Source organism: Geodermatophilus sp. CPCC 206100 (genome assembly GCF_048569675.1).
Classification (GTDB): Bacteria; Actinomycetota; Actinomycetes; order Mycobacteriales; family Geodermatophilaceae; genus Geodermatophilus.
The window spans coordinates 79,892-101,250 of the sequence record NZ_JAQISV010000013.1 but is presented as its reverse complement, the minus strand read 5'-3'; the positions used below and the strand labels follow the sequence as shown (position 1 = coordinate 101,250).

The 21,359-nt window shown below is 75.2% G+C and carries 22 protein-coding genes; 11 read left to right on the top strand and 11 right to left on the bottom strand.

Features of this window, described 5'->3' with window-relative positions:
* The first annotated feature begins 49 nt into the window (after positions 1-49).
* Positions 50-1,648 carry a 4-coumarate--CoA ligase family protein gene (locus PGN05_RS07360; RefSeq protein ID WP_419751886.1) on the top strand — a complete coding sequence of 533 codons (1,599 nt, stop codon included), beginning with the start codon at positions 50-52 and terminating at the stop codon, positions 1,646-1,648.
* Positions 1,649-1,754: 106 nt separating this feature from the next.
* On the opposite strand, the gene PGN05_RS07355 is transcribed toward PGN05_RS07360, so the two are convergent.
* On the bottom strand, positions 1,755-2,753 hold the full coding sequence (locus PGN05_RS07355) for an AraC family transcriptional regulator (RefSeq protein ID WP_419751885.1): 999 nt from the start codon (positions 2,751-2,753) through the stop codon (positions 1,755-1,757).
* Between the two features lie 151 nt (positions 2,754-2,904).
* Between PGN05_RS07355 and PGN05_RS07350 the strand changes: the two genes are divergently transcribed.
* Positions 2,905-3,579, top strand: a complete 675-nt coding sequence (locus PGN05_RS07350; RefSeq protein WP_419751884.1) for an NAD(P)-dependent oxidoreductase — start codon at positions 2,905-2,907, stop codon at positions 3,577-3,579.
* 37 nt (positions 3,580-3,616) lie between these two features.
* On the opposite strand, the gene PGN05_RS07345 is transcribed toward PGN05_RS07350, so the two are convergent.
* Positions 3,617-4,840: an erythromycin esterase family protein gene (locus tag PGN05_RS07345; RefSeq protein ID WP_419751883.1), complete on the bottom strand. Its 1,224-nt coding sequence runs from the start codon at positions 4,838-4,840 to the stop codon at positions 3,617-3,619.
* Between the two features lie 59 nt (positions 4,841-4,899).
* On the opposite strand from PGN05_RS07345, the gene PGN05_RS07340 reads away from it, so the two are divergent.
* Positions 4,900-5,619 (top strand): TioE family transcriptional regulator, encoded by a 720-nt coding sequence (locus PGN05_RS07340; RefSeq protein WP_419751882.1) that lies wholly within the window; start codon positions 4,900-4,902, stop codon positions 5,617-5,619.
* Between the two features lie 242 nt (positions 5,620-5,861).
* Complete coding sequence (locus PGN05_RS07335) at positions 5,862-6,854, top strand: NAD(P)H-quinone oxidoreductase (protein WP_419751881.1); 993 nt, start codon at positions 5,862-5,864, stop codon at positions 6,852-6,854.
* Between the two features lie 5 nt (positions 6,855-6,859).
* Here the strand turns inward: PGN05_RS07335 and PGN05_RS07330 are convergent, their stop codons facing one another.
* The 5 genes from PGN05_RS07330 to PGN05_RS07310 all read right to left on the bottom strand — a co-directional run bounded on the left by PGN05_RS07330 (position 6,860) and on the right by PGN05_RS07310 (position 10,305).
* A complete protein-coding gene (locus tag PGN05_RS07330; RefSeq protein WP_419751880.1) occupies positions 6,860-7,480 on the bottom strand; it encodes an anti-sigma factor family protein in 621 nt (206 codons plus the stop codon).
* Positions 7,477-8,001, bottom strand: a complete 525-nt coding sequence (locus PGN05_RS07325) for a sigma-70 family RNA polymerase sigma factor (protein WP_419751879.1) — start codon at positions 7,999-8,001, stop codon at positions 7,477-7,479. Before PGN05_RS07325 ends, PGN05_RS07330 begins: the two co-directional genes overlap by 4 nt.
* The gene (locus tag PGN05_RS07320) at positions 8,001-8,444 is read right to left on the bottom strand and encodes a hypothetical protein (RefSeq protein WP_419751878.1); all 444 of its coding nucleotides are present in this window, start codon (positions 8,442-8,444) and stop codon (positions 8,001-8,003) included. Before PGN05_RS07320 ends, PGN05_RS07325 begins: the two co-directional genes overlap by 1 nt.
* A 25-nt stretch (positions 8,445-8,469) precedes the next feature.
* On the bottom strand, positions 8,470-9,006 hold the full coding sequence (locus tag PGN05_RS07315) for a hypothetical protein (protein ID WP_419751877.1): 537 nt from the start codon (positions 9,004-9,006) through the stop codon (positions 8,470-8,472).
* A 96-nt stretch (positions 9,007-9,102) separates the two neighbouring features.
* Positions 9,103-10,305 (bottom strand): cysteine desulfurase-like protein, encoded by a 1,203-nt coding sequence (locus PGN05_RS07310; RefSeq protein WP_419751876.1) that lies wholly within the window; start codon positions 10,303-10,305, stop codon positions 9,103-9,105.
* Between the two features lie 110 nt (positions 10,306-10,415).
* Here PGN05_RS07310 and PGN05_RS07305 point away from each other — a divergent pair, with 110 nt between their 5' ends.
* Both PGN05_RS07305 and PGN05_RS07300 read left to right on the top strand, forming a co-directional pair.
* Positions 10,416-10,979, top strand: a complete 564-nt coding sequence (locus PGN05_RS07305) for a bacterial proteasome activator family protein (protein WP_419751875.1) — start codon at positions 10,416-10,418, stop codon at positions 10,977-10,979.
* Between the two features lie 119 nt (positions 10,980-11,098).
* Positions 11,099-11,392 carry a hypothetical protein gene (locus PGN05_RS07300; protein WP_419751874.1) on the top strand — a complete coding sequence of 98 codons (294 nt, stop codon included), beginning with the start codon at positions 11,099-11,101 and terminating at the stop codon, positions 11,390-11,392.
* A gap of 57 nt (positions 11,393-11,449) precedes the next feature.
* Here PGN05_RS07300 and PGN05_RS07295 read toward each other — a convergent pair whose 3' ends face one another.
* The 4 genes from PGN05_RS07295 to serS all read right to left on the bottom strand — a co-directional run bounded on the left by PGN05_RS07295 (position 11,450) and on the right by serS (position 16,259).
* A complete protein-coding gene (locus PGN05_RS07295) occupies positions 11,450-13,084 on the bottom strand; it encodes a methyl-accepting chemotaxis protein (protein WP_419751873.1) in 1,635 nt (544 codons plus the stop codon).
* 160 nt (positions 13,085-13,244) lie between these two features.
* Positions 13,245-14,048, bottom strand: a complete 804-nt coding sequence (locus PGN05_RS07290) for an HAD-IIB family hydrolase (RefSeq protein ID WP_419751872.1) — start codon at positions 14,046-14,048, stop codon at positions 13,245-13,247.
* Entirely contained in the window at positions 14,041-14,967 is a 927-nt protein-coding gene (locus PGN05_RS07285) for an HAD family hydrolase (RefSeq protein WP_419751871.1), read from the bottom strand. Before PGN05_RS07285 ends, PGN05_RS07290 begins: the two co-directional genes overlap by 8 nt.
* Complete coding sequence (serS, locus tag PGN05_RS07280; protein WP_419751870.1) at positions 14,964-16,259, bottom strand: serine--tRNA ligase; 1,296 nt, start codon at positions 16,257-16,259, stop codon at positions 14,964-14,966. Before serS ends, PGN05_RS07285 begins: the two co-directional genes overlap by 4 nt.
* Positions 16,260-16,393: 134 nt before the next feature.
* Between serS and PGN05_RS07275 the strand changes: the two genes are divergently transcribed.
* From PGN05_RS07275 to PGN05_RS07255, 5 genes are all read left to right on the top strand, one after another.
* Entirely contained in the window at positions 16,394-17,845 is a 1,452-nt protein-coding gene (locus PGN05_RS07275; protein WP_419751869.1) for a GuaB1 family IMP dehydrogenase-related protein, read from the top strand.
* Positions 17,846-17,855: 10 nt separating this feature from the next.
* Positions 17,856-18,203, top strand: a complete 348-nt coding sequence (locus tag PGN05_RS07270) for a metallopeptidase family protein (protein ID WP_419751868.1) — start codon at positions 17,856-17,858, stop codon at positions 18,201-18,203.
* 55 nt (positions 18,204-18,258) lie between these two features.
* Positions 18,259-18,588, top strand: coding sequence for a GroES family chaperonin (locus PGN05_RS07265; protein ID WP_419751867.1), 330 nt, complete (start codon positions 18,259-18,261; stop codon positions 18,586-18,588).
* 177 nt (positions 18,589-18,765) lie between these two features.
* Positions 18,766-19,821 carry an amidohydrolase family protein gene (locus tag PGN05_RS07260; RefSeq protein WP_419751866.1) on the top strand — a complete coding sequence of 352 codons (1,056 nt, stop codon included), beginning with the start codon at positions 18,766-18,768 and terminating at the stop codon, positions 19,819-19,821.
* Complete coding sequence (locus tag PGN05_RS07255; protein WP_419751865.1) at positions 19,818-21,356, top strand: uracil-xanthine permease family protein; 1,539 nt, start codon at positions 19,818-19,820, stop codon at positions 21,354-21,356. Before PGN05_RS07260 ends, PGN05_RS07255 begins: the two co-directional genes overlap by 4 nt.
* Positions 21,357-21,359 lie beyond the last annotated feature (3 nt).

Here is a 21,359-nt window from a genome sequence, read left to right as displayed (position 1 = left end):
CCGGATGTGAGACTGGCGCCACACCGGAACCGAGAAGAGGAGCTCCTCCGTGGCGCTGGCCAGCCTCTACCCCGACGTCGAGATCCCCGACGTCTCCGTCCCCGCGTTCGTCCTGGCGGCCGGCCGGGAGCGGCCGGAGGCCCCGGCGCTCGTCGACGGGCTGACCGGAGACACGATCACGCACGGCACGCTGGCCGCCTACGTGGACCGGGTCGCGGCGGCGCTGCACGCCCGCGGCCTGCGCAAGGGCGACGTCGTCGCCGTCTTCTGCCCCAACACCCCGTGGTTCCCCGTCGTCTTCCACGGCATCGCCGCCGCCGGGTGCGTGATGTCGCCGATCAACTCCCTCTACACGCCCGACGAGATCGCCTTCCAGCTGCGCGACTCCGGCACGAAGGTGCTGGTCACCGTCTCGCCGTTCCTCGACCGGGCGCGGGCCGCGGTCGAGCAGGCGCCGGTCGACGAGGTCGTCGTCATGGACGGCGCGGAGGGGCACGCCTCGCTGCTGGACCTGCTCAGCACCGACGCCCCGTCGCCACAGGTCGACATCGACCCGGCCACCGACCTGGTCACCCTGCCCTACTCCAGCGGCACCACCGGGCTGCCGAAGGGCGTCATGCTGACCCACCGCAACCTGGTGGCCAACGTGGCGCAGTGCAAACCGCTCATCCAGCTGGGGCAAGAGGAGCGGATCATCGCCGTCCTGCCGTTCTTCCACATCTACGGCCTGACCGTGCTGATGAACCAGGGCCTGGCCTGGGGCGGCGCGGTGGTCACGCTGCCGCGCTTCGACCTCGAGGACTTCCTCCGCACCATCCAGGACCACCAGATCACCCGGGCGTTCGTCGCGCCGCCGATCGTGCTGGCCCTGGCCAAGCACCCGATCGTCGACCAGTACGACCTGTCGTCGCTCACCTCGATCACCTCCGGCGCCGCCCCCCTCGACGAACAGCTCGCGCTGGCCGCCGAGCGGCGGCTGCGCAAGGGCGCCGACAGCGGCGTCACGGTGGCCCAGGGCTACGGCATGACCGAGCTGTCCCCGGTGTCCCACACGACGCCCGACCTCGGCGCCGAGCCGCCGGGCAGCGGCGCGGCGGTGCCCAAGGGCTCGGTGGGCTTCGCGCTGCCCAACACCGAGTGCCGGCTGGTCGACCCCGCCACCGGTGAGGACGTCGGCGCGGGCCAGCGGGGCGAGCTGTGGGTGCGCGGCCCGCAGGTGATGACCGGCTACCTCAACAACCCGCAGGCCACCGCGGACACCCTGGACACCGAGGGCTGGCTGCACACCGGGGACGTGGCCGTGGTCGACGACGAGGGCCGCTACACCGTCGTCGACCGGGTCAAGGAGCTGATCAAGTACAAGGGCTACCAGGTCGCCCCGGCCGAGCTCGAGGCCGTGCTGATCGGCCACCCGGAGATCGCCGACGCCGCGGTCATCGGCGTCCTCGACCGGGACAGCGGCGAGGAGCTGCCCAAGGCGTTCGTCGTCCGCGCGCCCGGCTCCGGCCTCACGGCGGACGCGGTCATGGAGTACATGGCCGGCAAGGTGGCCCCGCACAAGAAGATCCGCGTGGTCGAGTTCATCGAGCAGGTGCCGAAGTCCGCCGCCGGCAAGATCCTCCGCAAGGACCTCCGGGCCGCCGGCTGAGCGAGGACCCCGTCGCGGTGGATCAGCCCGGAGGCGGTGAGGTCGGCCTCCGGCCGGCCAGGGCGGCGGGGGGTGACCGGGAAGGGCAGCCGCAGGGTGTGCGTCGTCATGCCGGCAGGGTGGGGCCCGCCACGTGCCGCTCACGTGCCGGTGGCCGGACGGCGGCGCTCCGCGCGGCCGCGGGCGGAACGCCGACGACCCGCCGGAACGCCCGCGAGAACGCGGCCTCCGAGCCGTAGCCGAGGCGCCGGGCCAGCTCGACGACGCGCGCGCCGCGGCCCAGGGCGACCGTGGCCAGGTGCATGCGCCAGCGGGTCACGTAGTGCAGCGGTGGCTCCCCGGCCAGCTCGGTGAAGCGGGCGGCGAAGGCCGACCGCGACATCCGGGCCTCCCTCGCCAGCCGGTCCAGCGTCCAGTCCGCGCCCGGGTCCCGGTGCACGAGCGCCACCACCCGGCCGACCTGGGGGTCCCGCAGCGCCCGCAGCCAGCCGGGCCGGGTGCTGCCGTCCTCCAGCCACCCCCGGACGGCCTGGATGACGACGACGTCGGCGAGCCGGGTCACGACCGCCTCGGCGCCCGGCCGGTCGTGGCGGACCTCCTCCCCGAGCAGCCCGAGCAGGACCGGCAGCCAGCCGTTGCGGGCCGCCTCCCGCCCCTCGACGTGCAGCACCGGGGGCAGCAGGTCGAGCAGGTGGGCGGCGCCGGGCCGGTCGACCTCGAGCACTCCGCAGACCAGCGCCGCACGGGCTCCTCCGCCGTCGAGCCGCAGCACCGAGTAGTGCTCGCCCAGGTACTCCTGCGGGAGCCGGTCGGCGCGGCCGGCGACGCGGGCGCCGGGGCCGCTGCGCAGGACGTGCCCGCGGCCGTGTGCCACCAGGGCCAGGTCACCGGCGCGGAGGACCTGCCCCGCACCGTCGACCTCGAGCAGGCACTCCCCCTCGGTGACCACGTGGAAGCTCACGCAGCCGTCGAGCGCGGGCATCTCCACGCCCCACGGCGCGGTGCCCTCCGCCCGGCAGTAGAAGGTGCCCCGGACGCGCAGGTCGAACAGCACCCCGCCCAGCGGGTCGACCGGGGTCCACGGTGCAGCAGGGTCGGCGGTCACGGCTCCACCCTGACCGCACCCCGACCGCCGGTCCAGCTGTCCTGGACGCCCGGTCATGCACTCCGGACGGCCGGCCGTTCTCCGCGCCCCCGTCCGTCCCGAGGATCGGGATGCCGGTCACAGCGGCCGGTCCGAGGGAGAGGAGCAGGCGATGCGGGTGCTGGTCGTGGGGGCAACGGGCGGGTCGGGCCGGGCCGCGGTGGCGGCCCTCGCCGCCCGGGGGCACGAGGTCACCGCGTTCGCCCGGCGGGCGAGCGGCGGGCTCGGGGCCACGCCGGGGGTGCGGGCGGTCGACGGGGACGTCACCGTCCCGGCGGACGTCGAGCGGGCGGTGCGCGGGCAGGACGCCGTCGTCGTCACCCTCGGCATCGCGGAGCACCCGCTGCGGGTGCGGCTGCTCGGCAGCCGGAGCACCCCGCTCGACGTGCGGTCGCGCGGCACGCGGACGGTCGTCGAGGCCATGCGCGCCGGTGGGGTCCGGCGGCTGGTCGTGCAGTCGTCCTACGGGGTCGGGGAGACGCGGGCGCGCCTGCCGCTGTCCAGCCGCCTGGTCTTCGCGCTGCTGCTGCGGCCGCAGATCGCCGACCACGAGCGCCAGGAGCGACTGGTCCGCGACAGCGGCCTGGACTGGGTCCTCCTGCAGCCGGTGTACCTCACCGACGGCGAGGAGCCCGCCGCTCCCGCGGTCGACGGCACGATCGAGGGCTGGCGGGTCTCCCGCCGGGCCGTCGGCACCGTCCTCGCCGACGCGGTGGCGGCCGACGGGTGGCTGGGCCGCAGCGTGGCGGTGTCGGGCGCGGTCCGGGCCCCGGCGGCGGCGGGCTGACCGCTCCGGGCGCCCGGCGGGTGCCCGGGAACAGCGGTCAGCGGGCGCCGCCCCGGACGGGGTCCCGCCGGGCGTCCTTGACGAACACGATCCCGTCGGTGCCGGCCACGTGGGCCGGATCGAGCGGGGAGTAACCGAACCAGGAGGACTCCCGAGCAGGGGGCGTCCCGCCGGCGAGGGCGGTGGCCAGCCGGCGGACGTCGACGAGGGAGCGCTCCTGCGGGAGCGCGTACAGCAGCCCCTCGAGGGTGTCGGGAGGCGGGACGTCGACCCCCTGGTGGCCGATCGTGCCGAGGGCCGTGGCGAGGAAGGCGTACCCCTCGCCCAGGTGGGTGCCGACGATCGCGCCGGCGCTCCACCACTCCAGCGGCCGGCCGCCCATCCACATCTGGCTCTGGTTCCGCTGCAGGTGGCCGTTGTGCGCGTGCACCAGCGTCGGACCCCGTTCGGCGAGCGCGAGCAGGTTGGCGGCCATCATCGAGTCCCGCAGGCCCACCAGCCGCGCCAGCCGCCCGGGCGAGGCGTCGGCCATCCAGTGGTGGTAGCGCAGCAGCCCGGTGGCGGTGCGCGCGTACAGGCGTGCCCGGTCCCGGTCCTCCGGTGCGGACGTCGCGACCAGGGCGGGCGTCTGCGCGTCGAGCAGGGCGACCAGGTCGTCGGCGAGCAGCCGCAGCCGGTCGGCCTCGGGCGTCTGTCCCACGGACCGGGACGGGTCCCTCATCGCGGCGGGTTCGGTCCACCGGTCGTCGGCGCCGAGCAGGCGGTCGAGCGTGTCGGCGGTGCACGGGAGGAGGTCGGCGTCGACGCGGGCGGCGAGGTGGCCGTGGAGCGCGGTGAGGGCCTGCCGGGGGCTCTCGGCGCCGGTGATCTCCAGCGGGCCGTCGACACCGGCGAAGCGCAGCCGCTCCGACGCGGGCCGGCCCTCGTTGTACGCGCGCATCCACCGCACCAGCTCGCGGTTGCCCGGGAAGGCGCCCCACTCGTGGCTGAGGCCGCGCTCCACGACGTCGTCGAGGGTGCCGGTGCCCGAGGTGACGTGGTCGTCCACGACCAGGCCCCTCAGGCAGTCGCTCTCCATCGCGATCGTCCGGTAGCCCTCCTGCTCGACGAGTTGCCGGAAGAGGTCGTTCCGCAGCTCGAGCAGGTCGCCCTCGCCGTGGGTGGGCTCGCCCAGGGCGAGCAGCCGCGGCCGGGCCGGGAGCAGCCCCATGACGGTGGCCGCGTCGACGTCGTGGACGGCGGCCGAGATCCCAGCAGTCATTCCCTGAACGGTATCGTTGAACCGACGGTGGAGACTTCGCGTCGACAACGGCGAGGACAGTGCGGCGGAACCCTCAAAGTAGTGGTCATCTCCGGCCGGTCGACCTGGCGCGCGCGCACGGGCTGTCCACCCAGGCTGTCCGCAACTACGAGGCGGCCGGGATCCTCCCGCCCGCTGCGCGCACACCGCACGGCTACCGCACCTACACGCCGCGGCACGCGCAGGCCCTCCGCGCGTTCCTCGCTCTCCTGCCGGGGCACGGCCACCGCACGGCCGCGGCGATCATGCAGGCGGTCAACCGGGACGCCGCCGAGGACGCGCTCCGGCTCGTCGACGAGAGCCATGCCCAGCTCGTCGCGGACCGGCGCACCCTCCAGGCGGTCGAGGCCGCGGTCGGCGACCTCGCCCCCCTCCCGCCGGAGCGGGGCGACACGTTCGTCGGTCCGCTGGCGAGGCGGCTCGGCGTCCGCCCCGCCACCCTGCGCAAGTGGGAACGCGCCGGCCTGGTCCAGCCGCACCGCGATCCGCAGACGGGCTATCGCGTCTACCGCCCGGCCGACGTGCGCGACGTCCTCCTCGCCGCCCAGCTCCGGCGCGGCGGCTACCTGCTGGAGCAGATCGCCCCGGTCCTCGCGCAGGTCCGTGGCGCCGGAGGCGTCGCGCCGCTCGAGTCCGTGCTGCGCGACTGGCGGGCGCGCCTGTCGGCCAGGAGCCGAGCCCTGCTCACCGGCGCGGCCGCACTCGACGCCTACCTGACCAGCCGACTGCCCGAGCCCTGAGCGTGCGAGGGGTGGGGAGGACGGGGTCACCTCTCGGCAGGCCCCGTTCCGGGTCCCGCCCTGAGCTCGCGAAGGGTGGGGAGGACGGGGTCACCTCTCGGCACTTGGCCCCGTCCCGGGTCCCGCCCTGAGCGTGCGAAGGGTGGGGAGGACGGGGTCACCTCTCGGCACTTGGCCCCGTTCCGGGTCCCGCCCTGAGCTCGCGAAGGGTGGGGAGGACGGGGTCCTTCTAGGGTCGCACCATGCGCGCGGTGACTCTCAGCGGAGTGGGCGGTCCCGAGGTCATGGGCTGGGGCGAGGTCCCCGACCCGGAACTGCGGCCGGGTGAGGTGATCGTCGACGTCGTCGCCACCGCGGTGAATCGCGCCGACCTGCTGCAGCGCGCCGGGAACTACCCGCCGCCGCCCGGCGCCAGCGACGTCCTCGGCCTCGAGTGCAGCGGGATCGTCAGCGAGGTCGGCGAGGGCGTCACCGGGTGGTCGGTCGGCGACGAGGTGTGTGCGCTGCTGTCCGGCGGCGGCTACGCCGAGCGGGTCGCCGTCCCGGCCGGGCAGCTGCTGCCGCGTCCCGCCGGGGTCGAGCTGGCCACCGCCGCCGCGCTGCCGGAGGTCGTCTGCACCGTCTGGTCGAACGTGTTCATGCTGGGCGGCCTGCGGCGCGGCGACTCCTTCCTGGTGCACGGCGGGTCCAGCGGCATCGGGACGATGGCCATCCAGCTGGCCGCCCGCGCCGGGGCGCGCGTGTTCACCACCGCCGGCAGCGCCGCCAAGCTCGACGTCTGCCGGGAGCTGGGCGCCGAGGTGGTCATCAACTACCGCGACGAGGACTTCGTCGAGTGCGTGCTGGAGGAGACCGAGGGCGAGGGGGTCGACGTCGTCCTCGACAACATGGGTGCGAAGTACCTGGCCCGCAACCTCGCCGTGCTGGCCACCGGCGGGCGGCTGCTGTGCATCGGCATGCAGGGCGGCACCAGGGCCGAGATCGACCTGGGCGCGCTCATGCGCAAGCGGGCCTCGGTGCACGCGACGACGCTGCGCGCCCGCCCGGCGACCGGCCCCGGCGGCAAGGCCGACATCGTCGCCGCCGTCCGGCACGACGTCTGGCCCGACGTCGAGCGCGGCGTCGTCCGGCCGATCGTGGACCGCCGGCTGCCGATGTCGCGGGCGGCCGAGGCCCACCGCGTGGTCGACGCGAGCGAGCACATCGGCAAGGTGCTGCTGATCACGGAGAGCTGAGCGGGTCAGAGCGGCGCCCGCACCAGCTCCGCTCCGCTGCCGTCCAGCAGCACCACGTCGGTGACCGTCGCCGCGTCCACGTCGGCCCAACCGCGCCAGGTGCCGCCGCCGGCGTCGTCGACCCCCCACTGCCCGGCCGGGTGCTCGCGGCCGTCCCGGTCGACGGCGACCAGCCGGCACTCGTCCTGCGGCGCCAGCCCGGTGACCGCGATGTCGAGGACGGTGCCGCCGCCTCCGGCGGTGGCGGTGACGGCCAGCTCGACACCCCCGTTGGTCGCGGTCACCGTGGTGGCGTCGGGATGCGGCCACAGCGTGACGCCGGCCCAGACACCGCCGGCGAGCAGCAGGAACGCCGCCGCGACGAGCAGCAGCCGGCGGGCCCGACGTGGTCGCCGGGCGGCGGCGGCCACCCGGGCGAACAGGTCCGGGGACGGCGCGACGGGCGGGCTCTGCAGGTCGCGGGGGTCGACGAGGGCGAGCAGGCCGGGCAGCTGCGCGAGCTCGGCGAGCTCGGCGTGGCAGTCCTCGCACCCGCGCAGGTGGTCCTGGACGGCCCGTCGCTCGTCCTCCTCCAGCGCGCCGAGCAGATAGGCGCCCAGGTCGGGCACGGCGGCACGGCACGTCACGTCGTCACCCCCCGCTCGATCAGGGCCAGCTTGAGCGCCCGCAGCGCGTAGTAGCAGCGGGACTTCACCGTGCCCGGCGGGATGCCGAGGACGGCGGCTGCCTCGGTCACGCTGCGCCCGCGGTAGTAGGTCTCCACGATCACCGCCCGGTGTTCCGGGGACAGCGAGCCGAGCGCGTCGGTCACCACGATCCGGTCCAGCGCCCCGGCCAGGTCGTCCAGCGCGGGGACGGAGGCCAGCTCGGCCTCGGAGACCTCGGCCGGGCGGGCCCGCCGGGCGCGGTGGGCGTCGATGGCCACGTGGTGGGCCACGGTGAACAGCCACGGCCGGACCGGTGAGGCCTCGGGGTCCAGCTCGTCGAGGTGCCGCCAGGCCCGCACGAGGGTCTCCTGGACGACGTCCTCGGCCCGGGCGCGGTCCCCGCCGCACAGCCGCAGCGCGTAGGCCAGCAGGGCGGGCGCGTGCGCGTCGTAGAGCGCGCGCAGGGTGCGCTCGCGCGTCTCCGCCCCGCGCGCCCGCATCAGCCGGTGCGGACCGGCCCGCGGCCGGTCCGCCGGAGGGTCCGCTCCCGGGCCCGGACGACGGCGACGCAGACCAGCACCGCCGCGCCCACGGCCTCCACCCACACGCTGGGCCAGAACAGCGTCGCCTCGCTCGACTCGTGGAACCCGAGGAGGCCCACCCGGACCGACAGCACCAGCCCGCCCAGGGTGCCGAGCTGGAGCAGGGCGCCCAGGCCGGCGGCGAGCGGGAGCCAGCGCGCCGGGGCGGCCAGCACGGCGATGCCGACGAAGGTCGCGGCGATCGCCTGGAGCAGGAACAGCGGTCCGATCCAGGGGATCGAGCCGTAGCCGGCGTCCCACAGGTACAGGTGGATGCCGGCGGTCGCACCGAGCAACGCGGCGCCGGCCACCCGGCCGGCGACGAGCAGCGGCCCCGGCACCGCCGGGCGGGGACGGCTCATGGCGCACTCCTTCCGGAGCGGGCGGTCAGTATGCGGGCAGCGCGGCCGGTGCGGCCGTCTCGGTGACCTTGGTGCCGTCGGGGGTCACGACCCACCAGACGCCCTGCACGCCCTGGCCGGTCGTGTCGCCGGGGGCGGCGTCGCCCTGCCAGTGGTAGAGCGGCCAGCCCTCCAGGGTCACCTGCCGCGTGCCGTCGTCCCGGGTGATCGTGCCGATCGCGCCGGTGACGCCGTCCACGGCCGGACTGTCGGACTCGGCGACCACCGCGGGCCAGGCCTGCAGGCACGGGCCGGAGCAGCTGCTGGTCCCGGAGCCGGGGGTGTCCCTGTCGAAGACGTAGACGGTCATCCCCTGGCCGTCGACGACGACGGTGCCCAGGTCGGTGTCCGCGGTCGCGAGGAGGGCGTCCGCGGCGGGCTCGGCGGCCGCGGACGACGCCTCGGACGACGCTCCGGCCGAGGACCCCGCGGCGCCGGCCGTGCCGCCGTCGTCGGATCCGCAGCCGGCGAGCACGAGGACGCCGACGGTCAGGATGCGGGGGAGGACGGACGATCTCCGCATGGGGGGCTCCCTCCGCTGGGCGACCCGCCGCGACGGGGGCCGACACCAGGGAGCACGGCTCCGGGGGCGGATCGGTTCACCGGGCCCGCCGCGACCTCAGCGCGGGCGCAGCTCGGCCACCGAGTCCACGAGGTACCCGACCTCCTCGGCGGTGTTGTAGTGCATGAGCCCCAGCTGCACCGCCCCGCCCTCCTCGTTCACGCCGAGGGCGTCGAACAGCTCGCGCGCGTAGAAGTCGCCGTCCCAGGCGCAGATGCCGCGGCGGTTGAGCTCGACGGCGACCTGGCGCGGGCGCATGCCGGCGACCGTGAACGACAGCGTCGGCGTGGTCTGCGTGGCCGGGCCGAGCACCTGCACGTGGCGCATGGCGCGCAGCGCCTGGTCCAGCCACTCGAACAGGCCGCTCTCGTAGGCGGTGACCGCGGCCATCGAGGTGCGCAGCCGGTCGCGGCGCGAGCCGGTGCCCTCCTCGCTCAGCCCGGCCAGGTGCTCGACGGCCGCGGTGACCCCGGCGAGCAGCTCGAAGGCCACCATCCCGCTCTCGAAGCGGTCGGGTACCCGGTCCGGCACGGGCAGCAGCTTCTCGGGGCGCAGCTCGGCCAGCAGCCCGGGGTCGGCGACCACCGCGCCCACGCGCGGCCCGCACCAGCGGTCGGCGGCGACGGCCAGGAAGTCCGCGCCGAGCGCCGCCTGGTCCAGCAGCCCGTGCGGAGCGGCGTGGACGCCGTCCACGAACACCAGGGCACCGACCTCGTGCGCCCGCCGGGCGATGGCCGCGACGTCGGGCCGGGTGCCCAGGGCGCTGCTCGCGGCCGTGACGGCGACCAGCCGGGTGCGCGGGCCGACCAGCTCGTCGTACTGCCAGTCCGGGAGCTCGCCGGTCTCGATGTCCACCTCGGCCCAGCGGACCAGCACGTTGCGGCCGGCGGCCAGCTGCACCCAGGGGCGGATGTTGGCGTCGTGGTCGAGCCGGCTGACCACGATCTCGTCGCCGGGGTGCCAGGTGCGGGCCAGCGCCCGGGCCATCGTGTAGGTGAGCGCGGTCGTGCTGGCGCCGAGGACGACGCCGGTGGAGACCCCGCCGACGAGGTCGGCGACGGCGGCGCGGGCGCTGGCGACCAGGCCCTCCGCGCGGGCCGACGACGGGAAGACCCCGCCCCGGTCGGCGACCGGGACGCGCATGGCCTGCGCCACCGCGAGCACGACGCTCTCCGGCACCAGCGCGCCGGCCGGCCCGTCGGCGTGCACCAGCCCGTCGGACAGGCCCGGGAACAGCCCGCGGACACGGGCGACGTCCAACCGCCCATCCCCCGGTCCCATGGCCTTCGACCCTAGACGCTGACCCAGGGGGCGGAGCACCGCTCCCGGGCACCCGGCGGGCTCGCGCCGCGACGGGGGAGGATGGGGACATGACCGCACCGGGACACGGGAGTGAACGCGCGCAGCAGGTGGTCGTCGTCGGCCCCGACGGCCGGCCGGTGGGCACGATGCCCCTGCCGCAGGCACCCGACGGAGGCGGCGCCGGCACCGACGGCGAGGCCACCATCGGCGACATGGTGGAGCAGCCGGCCAAGGTGATGAGGATCGGCACGATGATCAAGCAGCTGCTCGAGGAGGTCCGCGCGGCGCCGCTGGACGACGCCAGCCGCAACCGGTTGCGCGACATCCACGCGAAGTCCATCCGCGAGCTGGAGGAGGGCCTGGCGCCCGAGCTGCGGGACGAGCTGGAGCGGATCACGCTGCCGTTCAGCGAGGGCGAGACCCCGTCGGACGCCGAGCTGCGGATCGCCCAGGCGCAGCTGGTCGGCTGGCTGGAGGGCGTCTTCCACGGCATCCAGACCGCGCTGTTCGCCCAGCAGATGGCCGCCCGCGCGCAGCTGGAGGAGATGCGCCGGCGCGCGCTGCCCGGGGGCCCGTCCGCGTCCGGACCGCAGCCGCCCGACCTGCGCCCGGGCGGGGGTCAGTACCTCTGACGGGTGGCTCCCGTCGCACCATCGGGTGACCCCCGTGCGCTGCGGAGCGTGACCGGCCGCAGCCGGGTCACTCCCGGCGTCCGCGGCCGGGAGCGCCGGCCAGGACGACCGGAGGAACAGTGACCACGGAGCAGCAGGCGACGACCGCGACGACGCGGCGGGGCGGCACCACCAACGGCATGGGCGTGGGCGGGTTCGTGACGGGGCTCGTGGGGCTGGCCCTGTCCTGGGTGGTCCCCCTCGTCGGGATCATCCTCGGCGTGCTGGGCATCGTGCTCGGCGGCGTCGGCGTCTCGCAGGGCCGGCGGCGCGGCACCCCCACCGGCCTGGCGACGGCGGGCGTGGTGCTCGGCGTGCTGGCGGTGGTCGCCGCGGTCGTCGTCGTGTGGGCGGTCACCGCGTCGCTCACCTGAGGACGCACGAACGGCGCCGTCCCCGCTGGGGACGGCGCCGTTCGCGTGCGGCCTCCCTCAGACGCGGAAGCCGCGGACGGCGCCCTCCAGCTCCCCGCTCATCCGGGCCAGCTCGGCGGCCGCGCGCTGCGCGTCGGCGACCCGCTGGTTGGTCTCCTCCGTGCCCGCCGCGAGCCCGGTGATCGCCGTGGCGATGTCCCGGGAGCCGCCGGCGGCCTCGGCCACGTTGCGGTTCATCTCGTTGGTGGTGGCGGTCTGCTCCTCGACCGCCGCGGCGATGGTGGCCTGGAAGTCGTTGATCTCCCCGATGACCGACGAGATCTGACCGATCGCCTCGACCGCACCGGCGGTGTCGGCCTGGATGGCCTCCACCCGGCGGCTGATGTCCTCGGTGGCCCGCGCCGTCTCCTGCGCCAGCTCCTTGACCTCGGAGGCGACGACCGCGAAGCCCTTGCCCGCCTCGCCGGCGCGGGCGGCCTCGATGGTGGCGTTGAGCGCCAGGAGGTTCGTCTGCTCCGCGATCCCGTTGATCAGCTTCACCACGGTGGCGATCTCCTGCGAGGAGTCCCCGAGCTTGCCGACCGTGCGCGTGGTGTTCTCGGCGACGCCGACGGCCTGACCGGCCACCCGCGCGGCCGCCGTCGCGTTCTGCGCGATCTCCCGGATCGCGGTCTCCATCTGGGAGGAGCCGGTGGCGACCGTGTCCACGCTCGAGGCCACCTCACCGGCCGACGCCACGACCACGCCGGCCTGACCGGCCGCCGTCCGCGCGTTGTCGGCGATCGCGTCGGCCGCGGCGGTGAGCTTCTGCGAGGCGCTGCCCAGCCGCTGCGCCGAGTCCCCGACCAGGGTCAGGACGCCGCCGATGGAGTCGAGGGTGCGGTCCAGGGAGCGGGCCACCTCGCCGATCTCGCCGCCGCCGGTCTCCCCGACGCGGGTGCTCAGGTCGCCGGCGGCCACCTGGTCGAGGACCTCGCGGACCCGCTGCACGGGCCGGGTCACCGAGCGGACCAGCAGCAGGGCGAGGACGACGGAGACGAGCAGCCCGAGGACGACGAGGACGACGGTCAGCGTGCGGGCGGTCGTGTAGTCCGCCCGGGCCGCCGCGGCCGTGTCCGCCGCGACCGCGGCCTGCGCCTCGGTGGCCGCGCGGAAGGCCTCGACGGCCGTGCCCTCGAACCCCTTCATCGTGCCGATGGTGGCCGCCGCGGCCGCCATGTCCGCGCGGCCGAGGTGGCCCTGCAGCTCGCCCTGCAGCCGGAAGTACTCGGTCGCGGCCGCCCGGTAGGCGGCGACGTGCTCGGCCACACCCGGGGCCAGCGGCTGCTGCGCGACGACGTCGCCCTGCGCCTCGAGGGCCTCCTGCGCGTCCGTGGCGAAGCCACGGTCGATCGCGTTGACCTCCGGGCCGGCGCTGACGATGAGGGAGCGCGCCGAGAACGCCTCGTGCGTCCACCAGGCGACCTGCAGCTCCTCCAGCGCCTCGAGCGGGACGGTGCCCTCGGCGTACACCCGCTCGGCGCTGTCGCTGAGCACGCCCATGCGCTGCACGCCGATGACCCCGACGGTCAGAGTGGTGAGGGCGACGACGAGGATCGCGCCGAGCAGCCGGCCGCGCAGGCCGACGCGGGCGAACGGGGTGGAGCTCCCCTCCACTGCGGAGGGGGGTACCTGGTGGCGTGCGGCGTCCATGCCGGGTCTCCTGGGGTGTCGAGCGAGCTGGCCGGTCCCGTGGTGCCGGTCCCGCGGGGACTGTCGGCGGGATCCGCTCGCTCTTGAGCCGTAACCCGGATGTGGTGTGGCTGGGGACACGTGGTGCGGGGGAGGCGGTCCCCGCGCGCCGCGTCCGGACTCAGAGGGCGGCGAGGAAGGCCGCGACCCCGTCGTCGTCGTTGCCGCCGGTCACGTCGGTCGCCGCCGCCAGCAGGTCGGGGTGTGCGTGCTCCATGGCCACCGCGCGCCCGCCGGCCTCGCGGACCCAGTCGAAGGCGGCGATGTCGTTGGGCATGTCACCGAACACGACGACGTCCTCGGGTCCGACCCCGTGCGCCGCCGCGACCTTGGCCAGGCCGGTGGCCTTGGTGACGCCGAGCGCCGAGATCTCGGCCAGGGCGTCGCTGGAGGAGTTCGTGACGGTGGCCCGGTCGCCGACGACGGACTCGACCAGCGCGACGAACTCGTCCCGGCCCAGCGTCTCGTGGCGGGCCAGCAGCTTGGCCACCGGGGCGGCGACCATCTCCGCCAGGGTGGCGACGCCCACGCCCGGCGCGTCGACGTCCCACCGGGGCTGGTAGACCGGCTCGTGCCGGAACTCGAGGCCGTACTCGACGGCGAACCAGGTGTCGGGCTGGTGGCGCCGCAGCCCGGCGGTCACCTCCTGCAGCACCTCGGGTGCCAGGGCGTCCTCGTCCAGGATCTCGAAGCTCGCCAGGTCGAGCAGGACGGCGCCGTTGCAGCACACGGCGGTGCCGTGGCCGAGCACCTCGCGGATGCGGGTCATCCAGCGCGGCGGCCGCCCGGTCGCCAGCACGACCGGGACGCCGTCGGCCCGCCAGCGCTCCAACTCGGCCACGGTCGCCGCGCTGACCGTGTCGTCCCCGCGCAGCAGCGTGCCGTCCATGTCGCTGGCGATGAGCCGCGGTCGCCAGTCAGACACCCGGAGCCTCCCCGTCGAGGACCAGCGCCTCCAGGTAGCGGGCGACCCCGTCGGCGTCGTGCCCGCTGGTGACCAGCGGCGTGGTGGCCCGGACGTCGGGGTGCGCGTTGGCGACCGCCACCGCCCGCCCGCCGGCATCGCGGACGGCCTGCAGCATCGGCAGGTCGTTGGGCATGTCGCCGAAGACGAGGACGTCGCCGAACCCCACCCCGTAGCGCTCCAGCGCGATGGCCAGCCCGGTGGCCTTGGTGATCCCCGGGGGCAGCACCTCGATGAAGCCGAGGCCGGCGTGGGTCACCTCGGCGTCGACCGGGTCGACCACGTCGCGGGCGCGGGCCAGCAGCTCGTCCTGGCCGAGGGTCGACGAGCGCAGGAACACCTTGAGCACGGCGCCGGCGGGCAGCACCTGGTGGCGGGGCAGCAGGTGCGCCGGCTCGGGATAGGGCCACTCGAAGCCGTGCTGCACCCGCAGCGGGGAGCGGGCCTCGCTCTGCTCGGCGGCGTCCTCGACGGCGACGATCAGCTCGCCGGCGACCGCCTCGATCCGCTCGATGACCGCGGTGGCCTGCGCGCGCGGCAGCCCCACGGTGCGCAGCACCTCGTTGCGCTCCAGGTCGACGACGAACCCGCCCTGCGCGAGAACGGCGATGCCGCGCCCGTCCAGCGCGCCGCGCACGCTGTCCAGCAGCCGGGGACCGCGGCCGGTGACGCCGACGACCGGGATCCCGGCGTCCCAGCAGGCGGTGAGCGCCGCCCGGGTGCGCGGGCTGACCTCGCCGCCGGAGGTCAGCAGCGTGCCGTCGAGGTCGCTGGCCACCAGCTTCGGCCGCCACGGACCGAGGTCGCCCAGGTCGACGACGACGTCGGACCCCGCGGAGCCGCCGAACGCCGGCAGCACCGCGGGTCGGTCAGCGCTCATGCGACCGGCGCCGGAGCCGCCAGCGACATGCCCGGGGTGAGGAGCTCGTGGCCACCCAGCCAGGGCCGCAGCGCCACCGGCACGTGCACCGAGCCGTCGGCGCGCTGGTGCACCTCGAGCAGGCAGGCGATGGTGCGGGCGATGGCGCACAGCGTGCCGTTGAGCGTCGCCGCGACCTGGTTGCGCCCGGCCTCGTCCTTGTAGCGGATGTTCAGCCGCCGGGCCTGGAACGTCGTGCAGTCCGAGGTGCTGGTCAGCTCCCGGTAGGTGTTCTGGGTGGGGAACCACGCCTCGATGTCGTACTTGCGGGCGGCGCTGGTGCCCAGGTCGCCGGCGGCGATGTCCACCACGCGGTAGGGCAGCTCCAGCGCCTGGAGGAACTCCTCCTCCCACGCCAGCAGCCGCAGGTGCTCCGCGGCGGCCTCCTCGGGCCGGCAGAAGCTGAACATCTCGACCTTGTCGAACCAGTGCACGCGGATGATGCCGCGGGTGTCCTTGCCGTAGGACCCGGCCTCGCGGCGGAAGCAGGAGGACCAGCCGGCGTAGCGGCGGGGGCCGCCGGCCAGGTCGAGCACCTCGTCCTTGTGCATCCCGGCCAGCGCCACCTCGGAGGTGCCGACCAGGTACAGGTCGTCGCGCTCGACGCGGTAGACCTCCTCGTCGTGCTCGCCGAGGAAGCCGGTGCCCTCCATGGCCTCCGGCCGCACCAGGGCCGGCGCGACGACGGGGGTGAACCCGGCCGCGACGGCGCGGGTGATGGCCAGCTGGACCAGCGCGAACTCCAGCAGCGCGCCGGGCCCGGTGAGGAAGTAGAAGCGGGCGCCGGAGACCTTGGCGCCGCGCTCGATGTCGATGGCCCCGAGCAGCTCGCCGATCTCCACGTGGTCGCGGACCGGGAAGTCGTAGGCGGGCACCTCGCCGACCGTGCGCAGGGTGACCGCGTCGTCCTCACCGCCGGGCGGGACCCCGTCGTGGACGACGTTGGCGATGCGCAGGTGGGCCGCGCGCAGCGCGGCGTCGGCGGTGCGCAGCGCCTCCTCGGCCTGCTTCACCTGCGCGGCGAGGGCCTGGGCGCGCTCCAGGACGGCGGGCCGCTCCTCGGGCGTGGCCTTCTTGACCGCCTGCGAGGCGGTCTTCTGCTCGGCGCGCAGGTCGTCGGCGCGCTTGACCGCCTCGCGGCGCGCGGCGTCGGCGGCGAGGAGGTCGTCGACCCGGGACTCGTCGGCCCCGCGGGCGCGCTGGCTGGCCTTGACGAGGTCGGGGTGCTCACGCAGCTGCCGCAGGTCGATCACGCACCGATCGTAGGTGGCCGGGCGGACGCGGCCTCGGCCACGCGGGGCGCGCCACCCCCTCGGGCGAGATCGCCGATGTCGCACGGTTGCGGGCGCCGGGGCGTGCGAGATCGGCGATCTCGCCGGGAGGGGGGATGCGGGACACTGGGCTCATGCGCTTCCTCGGCGGCACCCGCCCGGCGACCGACCTCACCTACGCGGACGTCTTCATGGTGCCCAACCACTCGACGGTGGGCTCCCGGCTCGAGGTGGACCTGACCACGCCCGACCGGGTGGGGACGACGATCCCGGTCGTCGTCGCCAACATGACCGCGATCTCCGGCCGCCGGATGGCCGAGACCGTCGCGCGGCGCGGCGGCCTCGCGGTGCTGCCGCAGGACATCCCCACGGACGTCGTCGGCGAGGTCGTCTCGTGGGTGAAGACCCGGCACCCGGTCTACGACACCCCGATCACGCTGTCGCCGACCTCGACGGTGGCCGAGGCGCTCGCGCTCATGCACAAGCGCGCGCACGGCGTCGTGGTCGTGGTCGACGACGCGCACCGCCCGCTCGGGGTCGTCACCGACGGCGCCTGCCAGGGCGTGGACCGGTTCAGCCAGCTGGTGCAGGTGATGACCGAGCCGCTGACCATCCCTGCCGGCACCGACCTGCCCAAGGTCTTCGACGTCCTCTCCGACGAGCGGGTCAACGCCGCGCCGGTGACCGAGGGCGACCGGCTGGTCGGCATCGTCACGCGCAAGGGCGCCCTGCGCTCGGCGATCTACCTGCCCGCGGTCGACGCCGACGGCCGGCTGCTCACGTCCGCCGCCGTCGGGATCAACGGGGACGTGGCCGGCAAGGCCGGGTCGCTGCTGGCCGCCGGGGTCGACGTGCTGGTGGTCGACACCGCGCACGGGCACCAGGAGAAGGCGGTGGAGGCGGTGCGGGCGGTGCGGTCGGTCGCCGGGTCCGCGCCGGTCGTGGCCGGCAACGTGGTCACCGCCGAGGGCACCCGCGACCTGATCGAGGCCGGGGCGGACGTCGTCAAGGTGGGCGTCGGCCCCGGCGCCATGTGCACCACCCGGATGATGACCGGCGTCGGCCGGCCGCAGTTCTCCGCCGTCGAGGAGTGCGCGGCCGCCGCCCGGGAGCTGGGCCGGCACGTGTGGGCCGACGGCGGTGTCCGCCACCCCCGCGACGTGGCGCTGGCGCTGGCCGCCGGCGCGGCCAACGTGATGGTCGGCTCCTGGTTCGCCGGCACCTACGAGAGCGCCGGCGACATCCACGACGACGGCTCCGGCCGGCTGTACAAGGAGTCGTTCGGCATGGCCTCCGCGCGGGCGGTCAAGGCCCGGACTGCGGCGCAGAGCGGCTTCGAGCGGGCCCGCGCCGGGCTGTTCGAGGAGGGCATCAGCTCCTCGCGGATGTACCTCGACCCGGCCCGCCCCGGCGTCGAGGACCTCGTCGACCAGATCGTCGCCGGGGTGCGCTCGTCGTGCACCTACGCCGGCGCCCGCACCGTCGACGAGCTGCACGAGCGCGCGGTGCTGGGGGTGCAGAGCGCGGCCGGCTACGAGGAGGGCCGGCCGCTGCCGACGAGCTGGTGAGGCGGCGCCGGTGAGGCCGCTGCCGCAGCCGGTCTTCGAGCAGCTGGTCGCCGAGGCGCTCGACGAGGTCCCGGCCGAGCTGATGGAGCTCCTCGACAACGTCGTCGTCCTCGTCGAGGACCGCAACGCCGAGGAGCCTGAGCTGCTCGGGCTCTACGACGGCTACGCGCTGACCGAGCGCGGCTGGCACTACGGCGGGGCGCTGCCGGACCGGATCATGATCTACCGCGAGGCGATCTGCGACATCTGCTCCACGGCCGAGGAGGTCAGGGAGGAGGTCACGATCACCGTCGTCCACGAGATCGCGCACCACTTCGGCATCGAGGAGGACCGCCTCCACGAGCTCGGCTGGGGCTGAAGCCGGCGGTTTCCGTGACAACCGCCGGGATGGGCCTCGCGTAACCTCGGCCGACGTGGCTGACGTCAGGGGCTCGGGGCTGCCGATCAAGATGCTGCACGACCGCGTCCTGGTCGCGCTGCGCAAGGAGGACGGCGAGCGGCGGTCGACCGGCGGCATCCTCATCCCGGCCACCGCCCAGGTCGCCAAGCGGCTGGTGTGGGGCGAGGCGCGCGGTGTCGGCGCCAGCGTGCGGCAGGTGAAGGTCGGCGACCAGGTGCTGTTCTCCCCCGAGGACCAGCACGAGGTCGAGGTGCACGGCGAGGAGCTGATCATCCTCCGCGAGCGGGACGTGCACGCCGTCGCCGCCGAGCGCATCGAGGAGTCCACCGGCCTCTACCTCTGAGGCCGACGGCGCGCCGCCGAGCGCGCCCTGACCCGCGGCGCCGCCGGCGGGATGCGTGGGGACCGTTGTCGCTCATCGACAACCGGACCGTGTCCCAGCGTGCATCCCAGCCAATGACCGGGCCGGAGACGACTGTCACAGTCCTCGCATGCGCAGCGCGGGGATTCGAGACGACCGGTGACCGACGCCCTGATCGACGTCCACAGCCACATCTACCCGCCGGCGCTGGTCCGCTACCTGCGCGGGCGCGCGGAGCCGCCGTTCATCCGCGACGTCGACGGCGCCCCGCGGTTCTGCCTGTTCCCCGGCGACCGGGGCGTCCTCATGACGCCGGAGTTCACCGACCTCGACGCCAAGCTCGCCTTCATGGCCGACGCCGGCATCACCCACGCGGTCCTGTCCCCCGGGAACCCGTGGCTGGACCTGCACCCCGGCGCCGCGAGCGTCGAGCTGGCCCGGGAGGTCAACGCCGAGCTCGCCGAGATGGCGCGCTCCGCGCCGGACCGGGTCTGGGCGATGGGCCTGCTGCCCAACTCCACGGTGGCGTCGGCGATCGCCACGCTGGCGGACCTGGCGGCGCTGCCGGAGACGGTCGGCGTCATGGTGGGCACCAGCATCTGCGGGCACCCGCTCGACGCCCCCGCGCTCGGCGAGTTCTGGGCGGCCGCGGCCGAGGTGCGGCTCCCGGTGTTCGTCCACCCGGGGGCCGGGCTGGCGCCCGAGGCGACGCGGGGGTTCGGTCAGGCCCTCACCCTGTCGCTGGCCTTCCCCTTCGAGACGACGGTCGCCGTGGCCCGGCTGGTGCTCGCCGGCGTGTTCGAACGCTCCCCCGGCCTGCGCGTCGTGGCCGCCCACGGTGGCGGTGCGCTGCCCTTCCTGGCCGGACGCCTCCGGCGGGCGCTGGAGGCCGAGCAGCCGGGCGACCAGTCCGTCGTCCGGAGCCTGCCGGAGCGGGCTCCCGGCCTCTACGTCGACTCCATCCTCTTCTCCCCGGTGAGCCTGCGGCTCTGCGCTGACGTCCTGGGGACCGATCGGGTGCTCTTCGGCACCGACCACCCGTTCCCGATCGCCGACCCGCGGGGCTCGGCCATCGACCTCGCCGACGCCGTCGGCGGCGAGGACTACGAGCGGGTCGCCAGTCGCAATGCCGTCGAGCTCTTCGGGCTGTCGCTCGAGCAGCCCACCGACGTCGAGTGCACCTCCGCCGCCGTTCCCAGAGGAGATGGGTCATGACCAGGAAGAAGCAGCCGGCCGAGCCGCCGGAGCCGTCCCCGGCGGCGGACGGGCAGCCGCCGGCCCCCGCCGACGACGCCGTCTCGATCCTCTACGACGTCGACGACCGCCCGTCGCCGCCGAAGCTGGTCCTGTTCGGGTTCCAGCACGTCATCGTGGCCTTCGCGGCGATGATCGGCGTCCCCCTGACCTTCGCCGCGGCCGTCGGGCTGGACCCCACCGAGGAGCGGGTCCTGGTCTCCGGCGTGCTCATCGCGGCCGGGATCGCGACGTTCGTCCAGTCCCTGGGCATCGGGCCGCTCGGCGCCCGGCTGCCCATCGTCAACGCCGCCACGTTCAAGTTCATCGGGCCGATGCTGGTCGCCTACAAGGCCGGCGGGTTCCCGGCGCTCTACGGGGCCGCGCTCATCAGCGGCCTGATCACGTCGTTCCTCGGCTTCTTCGCCGGCTTCCTCCGGCGGCTGTTCACCCCGTTCCTCATCGGCTGCTTCCTCGTCGTCATCGGCGTGAGCCTGATGCCGATCGGCCTCCGCAACTTCCTCTCGGTGGGCCGGCCCTACGAGGGCTCGGGCAGCGCCCTGCTGGTCGGCGCGGTGACCCTGGTCGTCATCGCGGCGCTCGGCTGCCTCGGCTCGAAGCTCCTGCGCCCGATCTCGGTGCTCCTCGGCTTCGCGGTGGGCTACGCCCTGGCGGCCGTCGTCGGCCTGGTGGACTTCGACGGCGTCCGCGACGCCCCGTGGTTCGGCTTCGTGACGCCCTTCGAGCTCGGCACGCCGTCGTGGCCCGGGGTCGCGGTGGTGGTCGCGATGACCGTCGTCTACCTGGCGACCTTCATCGAGACGCTCGGGGACTCCACGGCCGTCGCCACGATCCTCAACAAGCGGGTGACCTCCCGTCAGCTGCGCGGGGCCCTGATCGTCGACGGGCTCGGCGGCCCGCTCGCGGGCGTGACCAGCGGCCTGCCCATGACCACGTACGGCCAGAACGTCGGCCTGATCCGCCTCACCGGGATCGGCAGCCGGTACGCCGTGGCCACAGGCGGCGCGATCATGGTCCTCTTCGGGCTGGTGCCCAAGTTCGCCGCGCTCATCGCGGCGATGCCCGCCCCGGTCCTCGGCGCCGGACTGATCATGACCTTCGGCATGATCGCCAGTGAGGGCGTCCGCCGGCTCGCCGCGAGCATGGCCGCCCCGCGCAACGCCACCGTGCTCACCCTCGGCCTGGCACCGGCGGTCGGCCTGCACGCCATCTCGCCGGACCTGCTCCAGCAGCTGCCCGAGGTGATCCGCCCGCTGCTGTCGGACCCCATGGTCGCGGGCCTGCTCATGGTCCTCGTCGCCCAGTTCGTCCTCCCCGGGCGACGCCGGGAGCCGGCCGAGGCGGACCTCTCCACGGCGGCAGAGTCGCCGGCGGTGCCCGCCGGGCAGGCGCCGGCCGTGGACGCCGAGCGCCCGGCGTCCAACGGGCACGGCACCCTGCCCCCGCCCGCGCGGGCCGGCTCCGAGGACGGCACGCCCACCGGGGACCACAGGTAGCAG

Bases quoted from the DNA above. Each gene is read 5' to 3' on its own strand.
- PGN05_RS07335 (WP_419751881.1), top strand. From the start codon at position 5,862: ATGCGCGCGGTGACTCTCAGCGGAGTGGGCGGTCCCGAGGTCATGGGC.
- PGN05_RS07305 (WP_419751875.1), top strand. From the start codon at position 10,416: ATGACCGCACCGGGACACGGGAGTGAACGCGCGCAGCAGGTGGTCGTC.
- PGN05_RS07285 (WP_419751871.1), bottom strand. From the start codon at position 14,967: ATGAGCGCTGACCGACCCGCGGTGCTGCCGGCGTTCGGCGGCTCCGCG.
- PGN05_RS07315 (WP_419751877.1), bottom strand. From the start codon at position 9,006: ATGCGGAGATCGTCCGTCCTCCCCCGCATCCTGACCGTCGGCGTCCTC.
- PGN05_RS07350 (WP_419751884.1), top strand. From the start codon at position 2,905: ATGCGGGTGCTGGTCGTGGGGGCAACGGGCGGGTCGGGCCGGGCCGCG.
- PGN05_RS07320 (WP_419751878.1), bottom strand. From the start codon at position 8,444: ATGAGCCGTCCCCGCCCGGCGGTGCCGGGGCCGCTGCTCGTCGCCGGC.
- PGN05_RS07255 (WP_419751865.1), top strand. From the start codon at position 19,818: ATGACCAGGAAGAAGCAGCCGGCCGAGCCGCCGGAGCCGTCCCCGGCG.
- PGN05_RS07325 (WP_419751879.1), bottom strand. From the start codon at position 8,001: ATGCGGGCGCGCGGGGCGGAGACGCGCGAGCGCACCCTGCGCGCGCTC.
- PGN05_RS07345 (WP_419751883.1), bottom strand. From the start codon at position 4,840: ATGACTGCTGGGATCTCGGCCGCCGTCCACGACGTCGACGCGGCCACC.
- PGN05_RS07275 (WP_419751869.1), top strand. From the start codon at position 16,394: ATGCGGGACACTGGGCTCATGCGCTTCCTCGGCGGCACCCGCCCGGCG.
- PGN05_RS07295 (WP_419751873.1), bottom strand. From the start codon at position 13,084: ATGGACGCCGCACGCCACCAGGTACCCCCCTCCGCAGTGGAGGGGAGC.